This window comes from Mycobacterium sp. DBP42 (assembly GCF_005924235.1).
GTDB classification, from domain to species: Bacteria; Actinomycetota; Actinomycetes; order Mycobacteriales; family Mycobacteriaceae; genus Mycobacterium; species Mycobacterium syngnathidarum.
The window spans coordinates 103,139-116,981 of sequence record NZ_VCMY01000006.1; the positions used below are offsets into that span (position 1 = coordinate 103,139).

The following is a 13,843-nucleotide window of genomic DNA, read 5'->3' on the forward strand; positions in this document are numbered from 1 at the left end:
AGATGCCGACGTGATCGACGAAACTCTCTTCGACGCCGAAGAGAAGATGGAAAAGGCCGTAAGTGTGGCGCGTGACGATCTGGCCACCATTCGGACCGGCCGGGCCAACCCGGGCATGTTCTCCCGGATCAACATCGACTACTACGGGGCGATGACGCCGATCACGCAGATGGCGAGCATCAATGTTCCGGAGGCACGCATGGTCGTCATCAAGCCCTACGAGGCCGCGCAGCTCAAGCCGATCGAGGACGCGATCCGCAACTCCGACCTCGGTGTCAATCCGACCAACGACGGCAGCATCATCCGGATCTCCATCCCGCAGCTGACCGAGGAACGCCGCCGCGATCTGGTCAAGCAGGCCAAGTCCAAGGGCGAGGACGCCAAGGTGTCGGTGCGCAACATCCGGCGCAAGGCGATGGAAGAGCTGAGCCGGATCAAGAAGGATGGCGAGGCGGGCGAGGACGAGGTCGGGCGCGCCGAGAAGGACCTCGACAAGTCCACCCACACCTACACCAGCCAGATCGATGAGCTGGTCAAGCACAAGGAAGGCGAACTGCTGGAGGTCTAGTGGCCGATCAGCAAGTACCTTTCGTGACAGACACACCGGTCGGAGAACCGCAGAAGAAGCAGTCCCGGGCCGGCCGTAACCTTCCGGCCGCCATCGTTGTCGGCGTCGTCCTCGGCGCCATGGCGATCGGAACCCTCCTGTTCGCGCCGATGTGGTGGCTGCCGTTACTCGCGGTCGCCATCGCCATCGCCACCCACGAGGTGATCCGGCGGCTACGCGAACACGGATACGCATTGCCGACCGTCCCGCTGCTGCTCGGCGGTCAGGCGATGATCTGGCTGACCTGGCCATTCGGCGCCGTGGGGATGTTGGGTGCCTACGGCGGGACCATTGTTTTGTGCATGGTCTGGCGCCTGATCGGCCAGGGTTTGGACCGGCAGCCAGTCAACTACCTGCGCGATGTCGCCGCCACGATCCTGCTCGCGACCTGGGTGCCGCTGTTCGCGGCCTTCACCGCGCTGCTGATCTTCGCCGACCACGGCGGCGCCAGGGTCTTCACCATCATCGTGACCGTCGTCTTCGCCGACATCGGCGGCTATGTCGCCGGGGTCCTGTTCGGCAAGCATCTACTCGCACCGGCGATCAGCCCCAAGAAATCGTGGGAGGGGCTCGGTGGCTCGCTGATATTCGGCATCGCCGCCGCCGTTTTGTCGGTGACATTCCTGCTGGACAAGCCGGCCTGGGTGGGCGTGCCGCTAGGTTTGCTGCTGGTCATCACCGGCGTCCTGGGCGACCTGATCGAATCGCAGATCAAACGCGATCTCGGGATCAAGGACATGGGCACGTTGCTACCCGGCCACGGCGGGATCATGGACCGGATCGACGCGATGCTGCCGTCGGCCGTCGTCGGTTGGATCGTGCTGACGCTGCTGGCGTAGGCCACGGTCGCTGCGCGCGGCCGACGCGTTCAGCCAGCACGCGATCGCGCCCAGAACCAGTCCCGCCGCGATGCCGATGTTCACCCGCTCACCGAGCATGAACCAGGACAGCACCCCGGCGACCGCGGGGATGACGCAGAACAGCATCGCCACGGACGAGGCGCCGTGCAGATTGATGGCCCGCACGTACAGCGACACCCCGAGGATGGCGTTGAGCAGCACCACACCCGCCACGGCCAGCACCGCTTTGGTGGCGTCATGCACCTCGACCGGTGTGGTGAGCATGAGTGCCAAGGCGGGTACGAATGCGACGGTGTTCTGCACCGACGTCGAGACCCGGAAGTCGACATCGGAGCAGAACCGCTGTTGATAGACCCCGCCGGCGGCCAGGCCGAGCAGCGCCACCAACAACAATCCGACCGCGGGGTCGATCCCGCCCGAGGCGAGCAGGCGCGTCGCGCAGGCCGTCAGCACGGCCGCCACTCCGAGCACCAGGGCGACGACGCGGCGCGGCGTCAACCGGTCGCGCAGGAACATCGCCGCCAGCAAGGCCGTCGCGACCGGGTTCATCGCGATGACCACCGCGCACAGCACCGCCGGCGCGCCCTGCTGAATCGCGACGTAGGGCGCGCAGAACTGCACGGCCTGCATCAGCAGGCCCGTGACGGCGACGTGGAGCAGCTTGCGGCCGGTGGGAAAGCGGACCCGGGCCAGCGCCGCCCAGATGCCCAGGACCAACCCGGCCAGCCCGAATCGCACGGCCAGCACGGCCATCGGGGACAGGGCGTGCACCGCCAGGTTTCCGATCGGATAACCCAGGGCGTAGAAGAACGTCACGGTCGTCGCCGTGCGCGCGGGCATCGCAATGGTCGCCATGGCCCCATCGTGGGTGAGTGCCGTACCGCCGGTCCAACGATTATCGGCAATCATGACCGATCGTTGATGCTAATCAATCACTCGGAATGAATCTGCGAATAGCAGGAAATCCCTGGTTTTTGATCGCATGCACTGATCGGAGTACGTTGGCCGCATGGGTCAGGTGCTGGATATCGCACCGCTGCGCAGCCTGGTTGCGGTGGCGGACTGTGGCGGGTTTCACCGCGCCGCCGCGGTGTTGCACATGACTCAATCCGCCGTGAGTCAGCACATGCGACGCATCGAGGCCGTCGTCGGCGGTCCCGTGGTCGAACGATCCGGCCGCGGTATCGCCTTCACCGAACTGGGGCATCGCGTTCTCGGCCACGCCCGGGGCATCCTCGCCGCACACGACGCGGCGCTGGCCGATCTCGGTGCGGCCGAAGAACAGGTGCTGCTGATCGGTGCCACCGAGCACGGCGCCGACGTGATGCTGCCCGCACTCACCGCGGCGCTGGGCGAGCGGTTGCCCAACTGGCGGCTGCGGTTTCGTCTCGACCGCAACGTCACGCTGGCCGACGCCCTCGAGCACGGTCTGGTCGATCTGGCCGTGATGCTCGACGGTTCCGGAATGGATCCTGCTCACGCAGCCGGAACGCTCGACCTGAAATGGGTTTCGGGCCGCGGCTTCGGCGCTCAGCCGAACCAGCCGTTGCCGGTGGTGATGTTCTCCGAACCGTGCACGCTGCGCGAACCCACGTTCGCCACGCTCGACCGGTGTGGGACCGCATACCGCATCGCCGCCGAATCCGCCGACCTTTCCGGCCTGTTCGCAGCGGTGCGCTCCGGCCTGGGTGTGGCACTGCTGCCGATGATCGGCCGACTCCCCGACGGGCTGTGTCTGGCCGAGGGGCTGCCGCCGGCCAGCCGTGCATCGGTGTTCGTCCGCGGTCGGGCGGGGGTCGACACCGATGTCCTCGACACCGTTGAGCGCACTGTGCACGATGTTCTCGCCGGACAAGCCTGATACTGGACGTGACATGAAGCAGGAATTGGTCTTCGAAGCACCGCGTCGCGGCATGCCGCCGCGGCACCTTGCCGATCTCGACGAAGACGGCCGCGCCGCCGCCGTCACCGAACTCGGGCTGCCGAAGTTTCGGGCCAAGCAGCTGGCCAACCAGTACTACGGCCGGCTGATCGCCGATCCGAAACAAATGACCGACCTGCCCGCCGCCGTGCGTGACCAGGTGGCCGAGGCCCTGTTCCCGACGTTGATCGATCCGGTGAAGCAGATCCAGTGCGACGCGGGCGAGACCCGCAAGACGCTGTGGCGTGCCGGGGACGGCACCACCTTCGAGTCCGTGCTGATGCGCTATCCGCAGCGCAACACCGTGTGCATCTCCTCGCAGGCCGGCTGTGGCATGGCCTGCCCGTTCTGCGCGACCGGCCAGGGCGGGCTGATGCGCAACCTGTCCACCGCCGAGATCCTCGAACAGGTCCGGGCGGCCTCGTCGATTTTGAGGAACGAGCATGACAGTGATGGGATTGCCGGCTCCGCCGGCAGAAGGCTGTCCAACATCGTCTTCATGGGCATGGGCGAGCCGCTGGCCAACTACAACCGGGTGCTGGCCGCCGTGAAGCGGATCATCGCGCCGCCGCCCAACGGTTTCGGGATCAGCGCCCGGTCCGTGACGGTCTCGACCGTGGGGCTGGCCCCGGCCATCCGCAAGCTGGCCGACGAGCGCCTCGGTGTCACGCTGGCCGTGTCTCTGCACACTCCCGACGACGAGCTGCGCGACACCTTGGTGCCGGTGAACAACCGGTGGAGTGTCGACGAGGTGCTCGACGCCGCGCGCTATTACGCCGATGTCACCGCACGCCGGGTGTCCATCGAGTACGCGTTGATCCGCGATGTCAACGACCAGCCCTGGCGTGCAGACCTTTTGGGCAAGAAGCTGCACGCCAAACTGGGCCAGCTGGTGCATGTGAACCTGATTCCGCTCAATCCGACGCCGGGAAGCAAGTGGGACGCCAGCCCCAAGCCCGTCGAGCGGGAGTTCGTCAAGCGCGTTCAGGCCAAAGGGGTTTCGTGCACTGTGCGCGATACCCGAGGGCGGGAGATAGCCGCGGCCTGCGGTCAATTGGCCGCCGAAGGCTGAGTCACGGCGTTGACTTTGAACTGAGGCCGCAAAAGTTCGAGTAGGCGTCTGCGTGGATTCAATGTCAACGTGGTCGGTCAGGCCTGACCCGGCGGGTTGCTGAACCAGACGTTCTCCTCGCGCAGGCTGCGGCTGCGCCAGCCGTCGGCCGTGCGTACCAGTTCGTGGTGGTAGTAGCCGCCGCACACACTCATGTCCGGCATGCCCGGCAACTGCATGGGGTTGTAGAACATCGCCCGAACGGTCGCGGTGTCCCCATCGGTTTCCAAGATCTCGATATTGGTGATGTAGTGCATGCTCCATGGGATCACCCCGAAGTTGGCCGCGAACCAATCGACGACTTCGTCGCGGGTGCCCACCACGGCGCCCGCCGACGAGTAGTCGATCTGGGCGTCCTCGGTGAACACCGACCGGTAGCGCTCCCAGTCCTTGGAGTCCACGGCTGTGGCGTAGCGCGTCAGTAGGGCCTGGATTTCCAGTTGATCGTCTGCCCAGCTCACCCGGGCACCTCCTGCACTTCGTTGTCCGAACGACCGTGCACCCAGATCGCGTTCTGCCGCCAGAGCACGATCTGTGTGCACATTCGGTGTGGCTATTCGGGCATCCCGATGGTCTTGGACTCGAAGTACTCCTTGAAGCCCTCCTCGCCGTTGCGCCGTCCCAGGCCGCTCTGCTTGGAGCCGCCGAACGGGCTGTTGATGCCGAAGTGGCTGCGGCTGTTGATCGTGACGTTGCCGGTCCGGATGCGTCGCGCCACGGCGAACGCCCGGTCCACGTCCCCGGACGAAACCTCCCCGGACAGCCCGTAGATGGAGTTGTTGGCGATGGCAACCGCTTCGTCATCGGAGTCGTAGGGGGTGACCGTCAGCACCGGCCCGAAGATCTCCTCTTGGGCGACCTGCGAATCCGGGTCGACATCGGCGAGCAGGGTGGGCTGGGTGAAGTAGCCCGTCGGCAGGTCCTCCGGAATGCCGCCGCCGGTGACCAACCGGGCGCCGGAATCGATGCCGGACTTGATGAGGCCCAGGACCTTTTCGCGCTGGGGCGCGCTGATCTGCGGGCCCTGCATGATGCCCGGCGTCCACGGGTCGCCGACCGGGAAGTTCTCCATCGCGCCCTTGAGGAGCTCGATGCCCTCGTCGTAGCGGCTGCGGGGGAGCAGGATTCGGCTGGGCAGGATGCATGACTGCCCACTCATGACGCAGGCCATCATCGCCGCGATCGGCAATGCCGAGTTGAAGTCGGCATCGTCGAGCACGATGTGGGCGGACTTGCCGCCCAGTTCCAGCATGGTCTTCTTGACCGTGGACGCACCGGCGGCCAAGATGGCCCGCCCCGTCGCCGTTGACCCGGTGAAGGTGATCATGTCGACCCGCGGGTCTGCCGAGAGTGCGGCGCCGACCTCGTTGGCGTTGGAGACCACGACGTTGAACACGCCGGCCGGGATATCGGTGTGTTCGGCCACGATGCGGCCCAACTCGGTTCCCGACCACGGCGTGAGCTGCGCGGGCTTGAGCACCACGGTGTTGCCGGCCATCAGCGCAGGCATCGTCTCGGCGATGTTGAGATAGAACGGCACGTTCCACGGGGTGATCGCCCCGACCACGCCGACCGGCTCGTAGGCGATCTTGCGGCGCGCCGGCCCCAGCTGCGTCTGGTGCACGCCGTTGTCGACGACGTAATCGAAGCTCTTCCCATGCTCGGCCCAGTGCTTGACCTCGCCGATCGGGTCCTCGATCTGTGAGCCCGTGACGGTCACCGGACAGCCGACCTCGGTGACCAGCACCCGGCGCAGCCGCTCCTTCTCGGATTCCAGCGCGTCGTGCAGCTGCATCAGGCAGTGGTGGCGGAAGTCGACGTCGCGGCTCCAGTCGGTCTCGTCGAACGCGCGGCGCGCAGCACCCACGGCACGTTCCATGTCGGCCACCGTGCCGTCGGTCGCCTGGCCGGCCACCTGCTCGCTGGCGGGATGGATGACGTCGAATTTCGCACCGCTGCCGGTGTATTGGAGTTCACCATCGATGAGCATCCGCTCGTCACCGGCGAGCACGCCGGTGTCGCTCTGCACCTGAGTCATAGGAGACAGCTTTACAAAAATTGCGTCTCGTGTCACCCCTTTGAATGAAGCATTGACCGCTCGGTAAGTCTCTGCGATCGTAGAGTCAAGATTGTCACGCCAGGGTGGCGGTCGGTGCCGAGTGTCGCGTCAGAGTGGCTGTGGGTGCGAAAGGAGATGCGGAAACGAGAGTTGAGACCGAAGTCCTCAGTTGGAGTCGGGCTGCTTGATGCCGACAGCGTGGCGTAGCTGCGCCAGGAATTGATCGCCGTCATCGCTACGCACGATGTAGTGCGACACCGCGACCCGGATCGCGGTGGCGGCCTTGACCGGGGCGTTGGCGCCCGACAGGAGTTTGAGCAGCCGTGCCCGCATCAACGGTATGACGTTGGCCAGCTGGGCGATCACGACCTCGGGTTCGATGTCGACCAGCCGGACCCCGGAATACGACTGCTGATACTGCACGATGAAACGCAGTGCGGCGTCGAGCTTCTCGGTGCCCCGCAGCCCGACGGTGGCACGGCTGATGCCGTGGTCGAACATCTCGCGCTCGTAGGTGCCGAACGCGTCGAGCAGCTCCTGTTTGTCGGCGAACCAGCGGTACAGCGTGGGCCGGGAGACCCCCGCTTGCAACGCCACCTCGGAGAGGCTGAGCTTGGTCTGACCGCTGCGGGCCAGTACCTCGGCGGTCGCGACCAGGATTCGATGGCGCGTCGAGGTGTCTTCGACTGGTGCGTCCCGCTGCGCGGGTACAGGTTCATTCACGTCCAGGCCTTGGTTGATCGTGGTTCACCAAATGGTAGGACCATCACAGCAACTTCTTGAGTATTGCCACAGTCTCCAGGTCGGCCAAAGCCGCCACACCGCGTCTCGCGCCTTCGATCGCGATGCCTTCGTCCTGCATACCGCCGAGGCCGGCGGTGATGACGGGTGCGGCGTAGGCATAGACCGCGCCGAGGCGGTAGCGCTCCCACAGCTCGTCGTGATCGAGCTGTGGACCACCGGCCGAGGCGAGCGCGCGACGGTACTCGTCGAGCAGATCCCGCTCGGCGGCCTGGCGATCGGCTGTGGTCATGCAGGTGACCAGGGTGTATGCCAGTTCACGGCCCGGATGTCCGCGGCGCGCGGCCTGCCAGTCGAGCAGGCCGGCCTCGTCATTGCGGAAGAACAGGTTGCCCGGATGCGCGTCGCCGTGCATCACGGTGTGTGGCGGGCGGTCCAGCAGCTGTGCGGCCGCGCGGTAGTTCTCGTCGATGAACCGCCCGTCGGCGACGGGGATGTCGGTGCGCTCGGCGAGTCGCTTGGCCGACAACTTCAGCAGCGAGCCGGTCATCAACGACGTGTGATCGCCCGATGCCGAATACAGCCAGCCCAACGGCCCGTTGCCACTGCGGTCCGGCAGCTTGCCCCAAAATGCCGCGTGTACCCGGGCCAGCAGCTCCACCGTCCGCGCGGCGCGGTCCTTGTCCAGCGGGTGCAAGGTGTCGGTGAATTCGCAGGGGCCCAGAGTCAGGTCCTCCAGCACCAGCACGTACCGCCCGGTGAGGGCGTCGAAGGCCGCACCATGGGCACGGGGGACGCCGGGCAGACCCGCGGACAGCTGTTGGTAGAAGCGAACCTCGGTATGTCCCAGCCGACCCAGCTCGCCCATCATGCGGGTGGCCGCGGTTTCGGCGGGCATCTTGACGAAGACGGATTCGGGGACCCCGGTGCCGGACAGCGCCAGCCGGGCACGCGACGACGTGCCTGCGTCGCCGCCGACCACCGACACCGACTCGACGTTGCGGCCGGTGAGGTCAGAGAGGTGGGCCGCGTCGAGGTCGGCCACGCGGCGGGGCAGTGCGCGCATGCGGCCGATGACCGCGTCTGTTGCGATACGTTGCACGCCGTGGCCGATGTGTGCCGCCAGACCGGCGGCAGGGACGAGGCGACGGGCCGGTGTGAGCATTGGCCAAGTTTACAAATTTGCGCCTGATTGTAAAGCGGTTTGGGAAGGAGCGGCATGGCGGGTCCGATGGAGGGGTTCCGGGTCGTCGAGTTGGGTGTGTGGGTCGCCGCACCGGCGGCCGGAGCGCTCCTGGCCGACTGGGGCGCCGACGTGATCAAGATCGAACCGCCGTCAGGCGACCCGGCGCGAACATTCGGTCGCATGCTCGGCCTGGAACCCGATCTCGGCGTGGCTGCCAACCCGCCGTTCGAAATGGACAATCGCTCCAAGCGCAGTATCGTGCTCGACCTCGGTACTGCTGAAGGGCGGCAGACCGCGAACGAATTGCTTTCCACCGCAGACGTTTTCCTCACCAATGTGCGGCCGTCCGCATTGCGTCGGCTCGAACTGGACTTCGAGACCGTGGCCGCACGCAATCCGCGCCTGGTGTACGGCCTGATCACCGGCTACGGACTGACCGGACCGGAAGCCGACCGGGCGGCTTACGACGTCGCCGCGTTCTGGGCCCGCGCCGGGCTGGCCGATCTGCTCACTCGTCCGGGGGACACCCCGCCGTTCCAGCGCGGCGGGATGGGGGACCACTCCGCCGGGACGACGCTGGCAGCCGCGGTGTGCGCCGCCTTGCTGGCCAGGAATCGCACGGGGACAGGTCAATTGGTCAGCACCTCGCTCTACCGCCAGGGCGCCTACACCGTCAGCTTCGATCTCAACACCATGCTGATGAGTGGGCAGCAGGTCGCGATCGGCCAGCGTGAGGCGATGGCCAACCCGTGCATGAACAACTACATCACCGGCGACGGGAAACGCTTCTGGATCGTGGGGCTGCAAGGGGACCGGCACTGGCCTGCACTGTGCCGGGTCGTGGGCCGCGAAGACTGGCTGACCGATCCGCGGTTCGCCACGGCGCGCGACCGATACGTCAATGCCCGCGAGCTGATCGGGCAGCTGGACGGCATCTTCGCCGGCCATCCGATGGAGCACTGGGCCCAATTGTTCGATGCAGAACCGGACTTCTTCTGGTCACCGATCAACAGCCTCGACGATGTGATCGCCGATGAGCAGTTCCATGCCGCGGGAGGTATCGTCGAAGTGCCCGACGGGATTTCGACGGTTCCGATGGTGGCCAGCCCAGCCGATTTTTCGGCCACTCCGTGGCAGCCGCGCACGGTCGCGCCGGCGCTCGGCGCGCACACCGACGAAATCCTGGCCGAGCTGCGCCGCGGTCAGGAGCGTTGAGCGTTGACGCTCGCCAGCAATCGGTCGAGCTGCTCGCCGGTGACCTTGCCCGCCGAGAACGCCACTATCCGCCCGATCGGCACCGACTCCAGCATCCGCAGCAGATTCGTGCCGAGTGCGGAATCGCCGGTGTCGAACGGTGAGGCGCTACTGAGTATGTCCGCGATGGACTGGGCCGCCACCGGATCGGCGAGGAGTTCGCCCAGGGTGGAATCGCGGGTGAACGGGAGCGTCGGCACGTCGCCGGCCACCGTCACCGCCGCCGTCAACCGCAGGTCTCGGCTCGACGCGCCGACCCAGACCGCGTATTCGCCGGTCTCGACAACCCACCGCCCGGCATCGGTACTCCAATACGCGAGATCGTCTCGGCTGATGGAGATCTCGACTGCACGTTGCTCCGCGGGCTCCAGCGTGACCGCCCCGAATCCGGCCAGCCACCTCACCGGCCGCCCGACGGAAGATCCGGGTAGCCCGACATAGACCTGGACCACCTCACGACCTGACCGGGTACCGGTGTTGGTCACCGTCAGCCGCACGGACAATCCCGCGTCGACGGTACTGACCGCCAGGTCGGAGTACTCGAACCGGGTGTAGGACAGGCCGTGGCCGAACGGGAACGCCACCGGCAGGTCCCGGGTGTCGTACCAGCGGTAGCCGACAAACATTCGCTCGCCGTACACGGTATGGCCCGCTTCGGACGGAAAGTTGAGGTAGGCCGGGGAATCCTGCAGCCTCAGCGGCACGGTCTCGGCCAGTCGGCCCGACGGGTTGACGACACCGAACAGCACGTCGGCCAGCGCGCCGCCCCCAGCCTGCCCGAGCAGGGCCCCGTCCACCACGGCGGGGGCCAGTCCGGCGACGGCGTCCAGACGCACCACACCGCCGTGGGACAGCACCACGACGGTGCGGGGCTGGGCCTGCACCACGGCACGCAGCAGCTCGAGCTGGGTTTCCGGGAGGTCGATGTGCTCGCGGTCGTAGCCCTCGGACTCCTCTTCGGCAGTGAGGCCGAGGAATACGACTGCGGATTCGGCAGATTCGGCGGCGGCCACCGCAGCCGCGATGTCGCTTCCCGAGCAGTGGCTCACCGGGTGATCGCCCGTGAGCTTGCGGATCTCGTCCAGCGGAATGTCGAGCCGGGTCGGGTTCACATGGGAGCTGCCGCCACCCTGATATCTCGGCTCCTGGGCGAATCCGCCGATGACCGCCAGCGGTGACGGCGCCAGCGGCAGCAGATCGCCGTCGTTCTTCAACAGCACGATGGCCCGCTGCGCTGCCTCACGTGCCAGCTGGTGATGGGCATCGGCATCGAAAGATGTAGCGGTGTTGTCGGTTTGGGTGACCCGTTGGGTGAGCTGCGCCACCCGGCCTGCGGCCCGCGCGACAGTGGCGGTGTCCAGCGTGCCGGCGCTCACCGCACGCACCACCTCGGCGTCGGAGACGCCTCCCGTCGTCGGCATCTCCAGATCCAGGCCCGCGGCCATGGCCGCGGCGCGGTCGGCCACCGCGCCCCAGTCGCTGACCACCGCGCCGTCGAAACCCCATTCGCCGCGCAGCACCGTGGTCAGCAGCCATGGGTTCTCCGAGGCGTACACCCCGTTGATCCGGTTGTAGGAACACATCACCGTCCAGGGCCGGGCCTGGCGTACCACGATCTCGAATGTCCGCAGATAGATCTCACGCAAGGTGCGGGCGTCGGCGTCGGAACTGGCCCGCATCCGGTCGTGCTCGGCGTTGTTCACCGCGAAATGTTTCAGCGATGCGCCTACGCCGCGGCTCTGCACCCCGCGCACCCACGCCGCGCCCAGCTTCCCCGAGAGCAGCGGATCCTCCGAGTAGTACTCGAAGTTGCGACCGCACCGCGGGTCGCGCTTGATGTTGACTCCCGGGCCGAGCAGCACATGGACGCCGAGCGCGCGGCTTTCCTCGCCCAGCGCCTGTCCGACGCGCTCCACCAAGTCGGGGTCCCAGGTCTGGCTGAGTCCGACCGCCGGCGGAAAGCAGGTTGCCGGTTCACTGCCGGACAGTCCCAGATGGTCTGTGGCACTACCGGATTGCCTGCGAACCCCGTGGGGGCCGTCGGTCAATACGATCGCCGGTACGGGGCCGATCGCCTTGGTGGTCCAAAAACTGGCGCCGCTGCCCAGCGCGGCCTGTTCGGTCAGGTCAAGCCCGGCGATGGGATCAGCTGAATCGCTCACCGAGCCCAGGGTAGCGCCGGGGCGCCAAGTGCTGGTCAGGAATGTTTGACCCTCGCCGCGTGGCGCAACTGCGCCAGGAAGTCGTCGGCGTCGTCGCCACGCACCAGGTAGTGGGAGACCGCCACCCGCACCGCGGTGGCCGCGGCGATGTCGGCATCCGGTCCGGTGGTCAGGCGTTGCAGCCGTTCCCGCATCAGCGGGATCACCTGGGCGAGCCGCTTGATGACGTGCTCGGGTTCGATGTCGACCATGCGCAGCCCCGGGTAGGACTGCTGGTACTGGACCACGGTGCGCAGCGCGGCATCCAGGTGTTCATCGTCGGGTAGGCCGGCGGAGGCCTGCGCCACGGCCCGTTCGTAATACTTGCGCTCCCACACCACGAATGCGTCGAGAAGCTCTTGTTTGGAGGTGAACCAGCGATAGAGCGTGGGCCGCGATACCCCGGCTTGTGCGGCAACCTCGGACAGGCTGAGCTTGGTCCTCCCGTTGGCCCCGAGCACTTCGGCGGTGGCGGCCAGGATCCGTCCGCGGGTGCTGCTGTCGTCGTCGATGGACGATATTTCCGCCATGCCCACAGCTTTACAAACTATCGCCGAACTGTCACGCTAATTCGTGGCGCGACACCGCTGTCGGACGCCCGCGCAGGAGGGGAATACCGTGACAGTTGCCAGCTCACCGCAGGCACGCGAATACAGCCCGTTCGACATCACGTCGCACGATTTCTGGAGCCGGCCGTTCGCCGAGCGCGACGAGACATTCGCCCGGTTGCGGGCCGGTGAAGGCCTGAGCTGGCATCAGCCGCTACCGACACTGTTCGACGTCGAAGAGCCCGGCTTCTGGGCGGTGACCCGCCGGGCGGACATCCAGTTCGTCAGCCAGCATCCTGAGCTGTTCACCTCGACTCAGGGCGTGGCGCTGGACCCGATGCCGGCCGACGTGCAGAAGTTCGCGACGTTCTTCTTGATGATGGACCCGCCTCAACACACCACCTACCGGCGTCTGATCAGCTCGGCGTTCACGCCGCGCAACGTGCGCAAGATCGAAGAGCAGATTCACCGCAACGCCGTCGCCATCGTGGACGACCTGATCGGCGCCGGGGATGTCGACTTCGTCGAGGCCTGCTCCGCGCAGCTGCCGATGCGCACGATCTCGGACATGCTCGGTGTGCCCGCCGCGGACCAACCGGCACTGGCCAAGGCCGCCGAGAAATTGTTCAGCATGAGCGATGACGAGTACTCCTCGCTCGAAGAACGTGCGACGGCCACCATCAACGAGATCATGCTGATCTCGGGCACCGGGGTGGAGCTGGCCAAGTTCCGGCGGGCCAATCCCGGTGACGACCTGATGACCAGCATCGTCAACGCCGAGGTGGACGGGCACCGGCTGACCGACGAGGAGATCGGGGCATTCCTGATCCTGCTGGCCTCGGCGGGCAACGACACCACCAAGCAGACCACCACCCACGCGATGATGGCCTTGGCTGCCAATCCCGACCAAAAGGATTGGCTGTTGGAGGATTTCGACAATCGCATCGGCTTTGCCACCGAGGAGTTCGTCCGGTGGGCCACCCCTGTCATCCAGTTCGCCAGGCATGCCACCGAGGACGTCGAGGTGGCGGGCCAGCAGATCAGGGCCGGCGACAAGGTGGGCCTGTTCTACTGCTCGGGCAACCGGGACGAATCGGTGTTCACCGACCCACAGCGTTTCGATCTGAGCCGGTCTCCGAACCCGCAGATCGGGTTCGGGGGTGGCGGTCCGCACTTCTGCCTGGGCAGCCAGCTGGCGAAGACCGAGTTGCGACACCTGTTCCGCGAGTTGCTGACTCGGCTGAAGACCGTTGAATTCGGTGAACCCGAACTGCTGTACAGCAGCTTCGTGCACGGCATCAAGCGTGTGCCCGCCCACATCGCGTAGTCGCGCGGCCCGAGTGGCCAGTTATTGC

13 protein-coding genes are annotated in these 13,843 nt (G+C 66.5%); 6 read left to right on the top strand and 7 right to left on the bottom strand.

From position 1 onward, the window contains the following. Positions 1 to 10 precede the first annotated feature (10 nt). Complete coding sequence (gene frr / locus E0T84_RS09265) at positions 11 to 568, top strand: ribosome recycling factor (protein ID WP_070187929.1); 558 nt, start codon at positions 11 to 13, stop codon at positions 566 to 568. Further along, entirely contained in the window at positions 568 to 1,446 is an 879-nt protein-coding gene (locus E0T84_RS09270) for a phosphatidate cytidylyltransferase (protein ID WP_171054960.1), read from the top strand. The genes frr and E0T84_RS09270 overlap by 1 nt, the downstream gene beginning before the upstream one ends. On the opposite strand, the gene E0T84_RS09275 is transcribed toward E0T84_RS09270, so the two are convergent. Beyond that, complete coding sequence (locus tag E0T84_RS09275; protein WP_371725753.1) at positions 1,357 to 2,322, bottom strand: DMT family transporter; 966 nt, start codon at positions 2,320 to 2,322, stop codon at positions 1,357 to 1,359. The two genes, E0T84_RS09270 and E0T84_RS09275, sit on opposite strands and share 90 nt — an antisense overlap. A 154-nt stretch (positions 2,323 to 2,476) precedes the next feature. On the opposite strand from E0T84_RS09275, the gene E0T84_RS09280 reads away from it, so the two are divergent. Both E0T84_RS09280 and rlmN read left to right on the top strand, forming a co-directional pair. After that, positions 2,477 to 3,328, top strand: coding sequence for a LysR family transcriptional regulator (locus tag E0T84_RS09280; RefSeq protein WP_070944127.1), 852 nt, complete (start codon positions 2,477 to 2,479; stop codon positions 3,326 to 3,328). 13 nt (positions 3,329 to 3,341) lie between these two features. Beyond that, positions 3,342 to 4,460, top strand: coding sequence for a 23S rRNA (adenine(2503)-C(2))-methyltransferase RlmN (gene rlmN, locus E0T84_RS09285; RefSeq protein WP_138744275.1), 1,119 nt, complete (start codon positions 3,342 to 3,344; stop codon positions 4,458 to 4,460). 77 nt (positions 4,461 to 4,537) lie between these two features. On the opposite strand, the gene E0T84_RS09290 is transcribed toward rlmN, so the two are convergent. From E0T84_RS09290 to E0T84_RS09305, 4 genes are all read right to left on the bottom strand, one after another. Then, positions 4,538 to 4,960 carry a nuclear transport factor 2 family protein gene (locus E0T84_RS09290; protein WP_070944125.1) on the bottom strand — a complete coding sequence of 141 codons (423 nt, stop codon included), beginning with the start codon at positions 4,958 to 4,960 and terminating at the stop codon, positions 4,538 to 4,540. A gap of 92 nt (positions 4,961 to 5,052) precedes the next feature. Further along, positions 5,053 to 6,537, bottom strand: coding sequence for an aldehyde dehydrogenase family protein (locus E0T84_RS09295; protein ID WP_138744276.1), 1,485 nt, complete (start codon positions 6,535 to 6,537; stop codon positions 5,053 to 5,055). Between the two features lie 186 nt (positions 6,538 to 6,723). Further along, the gene (locus E0T84_RS09300) at positions 6,724 to 7,281 is read right to left on the bottom strand and encodes a TetR/AcrR family transcriptional regulator (protein WP_070944123.1); all 558 of its coding nucleotides are present in this window, start codon (positions 7,279 to 7,281) and stop codon (positions 6,724 to 6,726) included. Positions 7,282 to 7,324: 43 nt separating this feature from the next. Further along, positions 7,325 to 8,464, bottom strand: coding sequence for a phosphotransferase (locus E0T84_RS09305; RefSeq protein ID WP_138744277.1), 1,140 nt, complete (start codon positions 8,462 to 8,464; stop codon positions 7,325 to 7,327). A gap of 54 nt (positions 8,465 to 8,518) precedes the next feature. Between E0T84_RS09305 and E0T84_RS09310 the strand changes: the two genes are divergently transcribed. Next, positions 8,519 to 9,700: a CaiB/BaiF CoA-transferase family protein gene (locus tag E0T84_RS09310; protein ID WP_070944121.1), complete on the top strand. Its 1,182-nt coding sequence runs from the start codon at positions 8,519 to 8,521 to the stop codon at positions 9,698 to 9,700. Here E0T84_RS09310 and E0T84_RS09315 read toward each other — a convergent pair. Both E0T84_RS09315 and E0T84_RS09320 read right to left on the bottom strand, forming a co-directional pair. Further along, positions 9,688 to 11,901 carry a glycoside hydrolase family 3 C-terminal domain-containing protein gene (locus E0T84_RS09315; protein WP_249383602.1) on the bottom strand — a complete coding sequence of 738 codons (2,214 nt, stop codon included), beginning with the start codon at positions 11,899 to 11,901 and terminating at the stop codon, positions 9,688 to 9,690. The genes E0T84_RS09310 and E0T84_RS09315 overlap by 13 nt on opposite strands. A gap of 35 nt (positions 11,902 to 11,936) precedes the next feature. Next, positions 11,937 to 12,470 (bottom strand): TetR/AcrR family transcriptional regulator, encoded by a 534-nt coding sequence (locus tag E0T84_RS09320; RefSeq protein WP_138744279.1) that lies wholly within the window; start codon positions 12,468 to 12,470, stop codon positions 11,937 to 11,939. Positions 12,471 to 12,558: 88 nt separating this feature from the next. Between E0T84_RS09320 and E0T84_RS09325 the strand changes: the two genes are divergently transcribed. Continuing rightward, positions 12,559 to 13,815: a cytochrome P450 gene (locus E0T84_RS09325; RefSeq protein ID WP_070944119.1), complete on the top strand. Its 1,257-nt coding sequence runs from the start codon at positions 12,559 to 12,561 to the stop codon at positions 13,813 to 13,815. Positions 13,816 to 13,843 lie beyond the last annotated feature (28 nt).

Coding starts and splice junctions, on each gene's coding strand:
- E0T84_RS09275 (WP_371725753.1), bottom strand. CDS start 2,322: ATGGCGACCATTGCGATGCCCGCGCGCACGGCGACGACCGTGACGTTC.
- E0T84_RS09280 (WP_070944127.1), top strand. CDS start 2,477: ATGGGTCAGGTGCTGGATATCGCACCGCTGCGCAGCCTGGTTGCGGTG.
- rlmN (WP_138744275.1), top strand. CDS start 3,342: ATGAAGCAGGAATTGGTCTTCGAAGCACCGCGTCGCGGCATGCCGCCG.
- E0T84_RS09295 (WP_138744276.1), bottom strand. CDS start 6,537: ATGACTCAGGTGCAGAGCGACACCGGCGTGCTCGCCGGTGACGAGCGG.
- E0T84_RS09305 (WP_138744277.1), bottom strand. CDS start 8,464: ATGCTCACACCGGCCCGTCGCCTCGTCCCTGCCGCCGGTCTGGCGGCA.
- E0T84_RS09310 (WP_070944121.1), top strand. CDS start 8,519: ATGGCGGGTCCGATGGAGGGGTTCCGGGTCGTCGAGTTGGGTGTGTGG.
- E0T84_RS09320 (WP_138744279.1), bottom strand. CDS start 12,470: ATGGCGGAAATATCGTCCATCGACGACGACAGCAGCACCCGCGGACGG.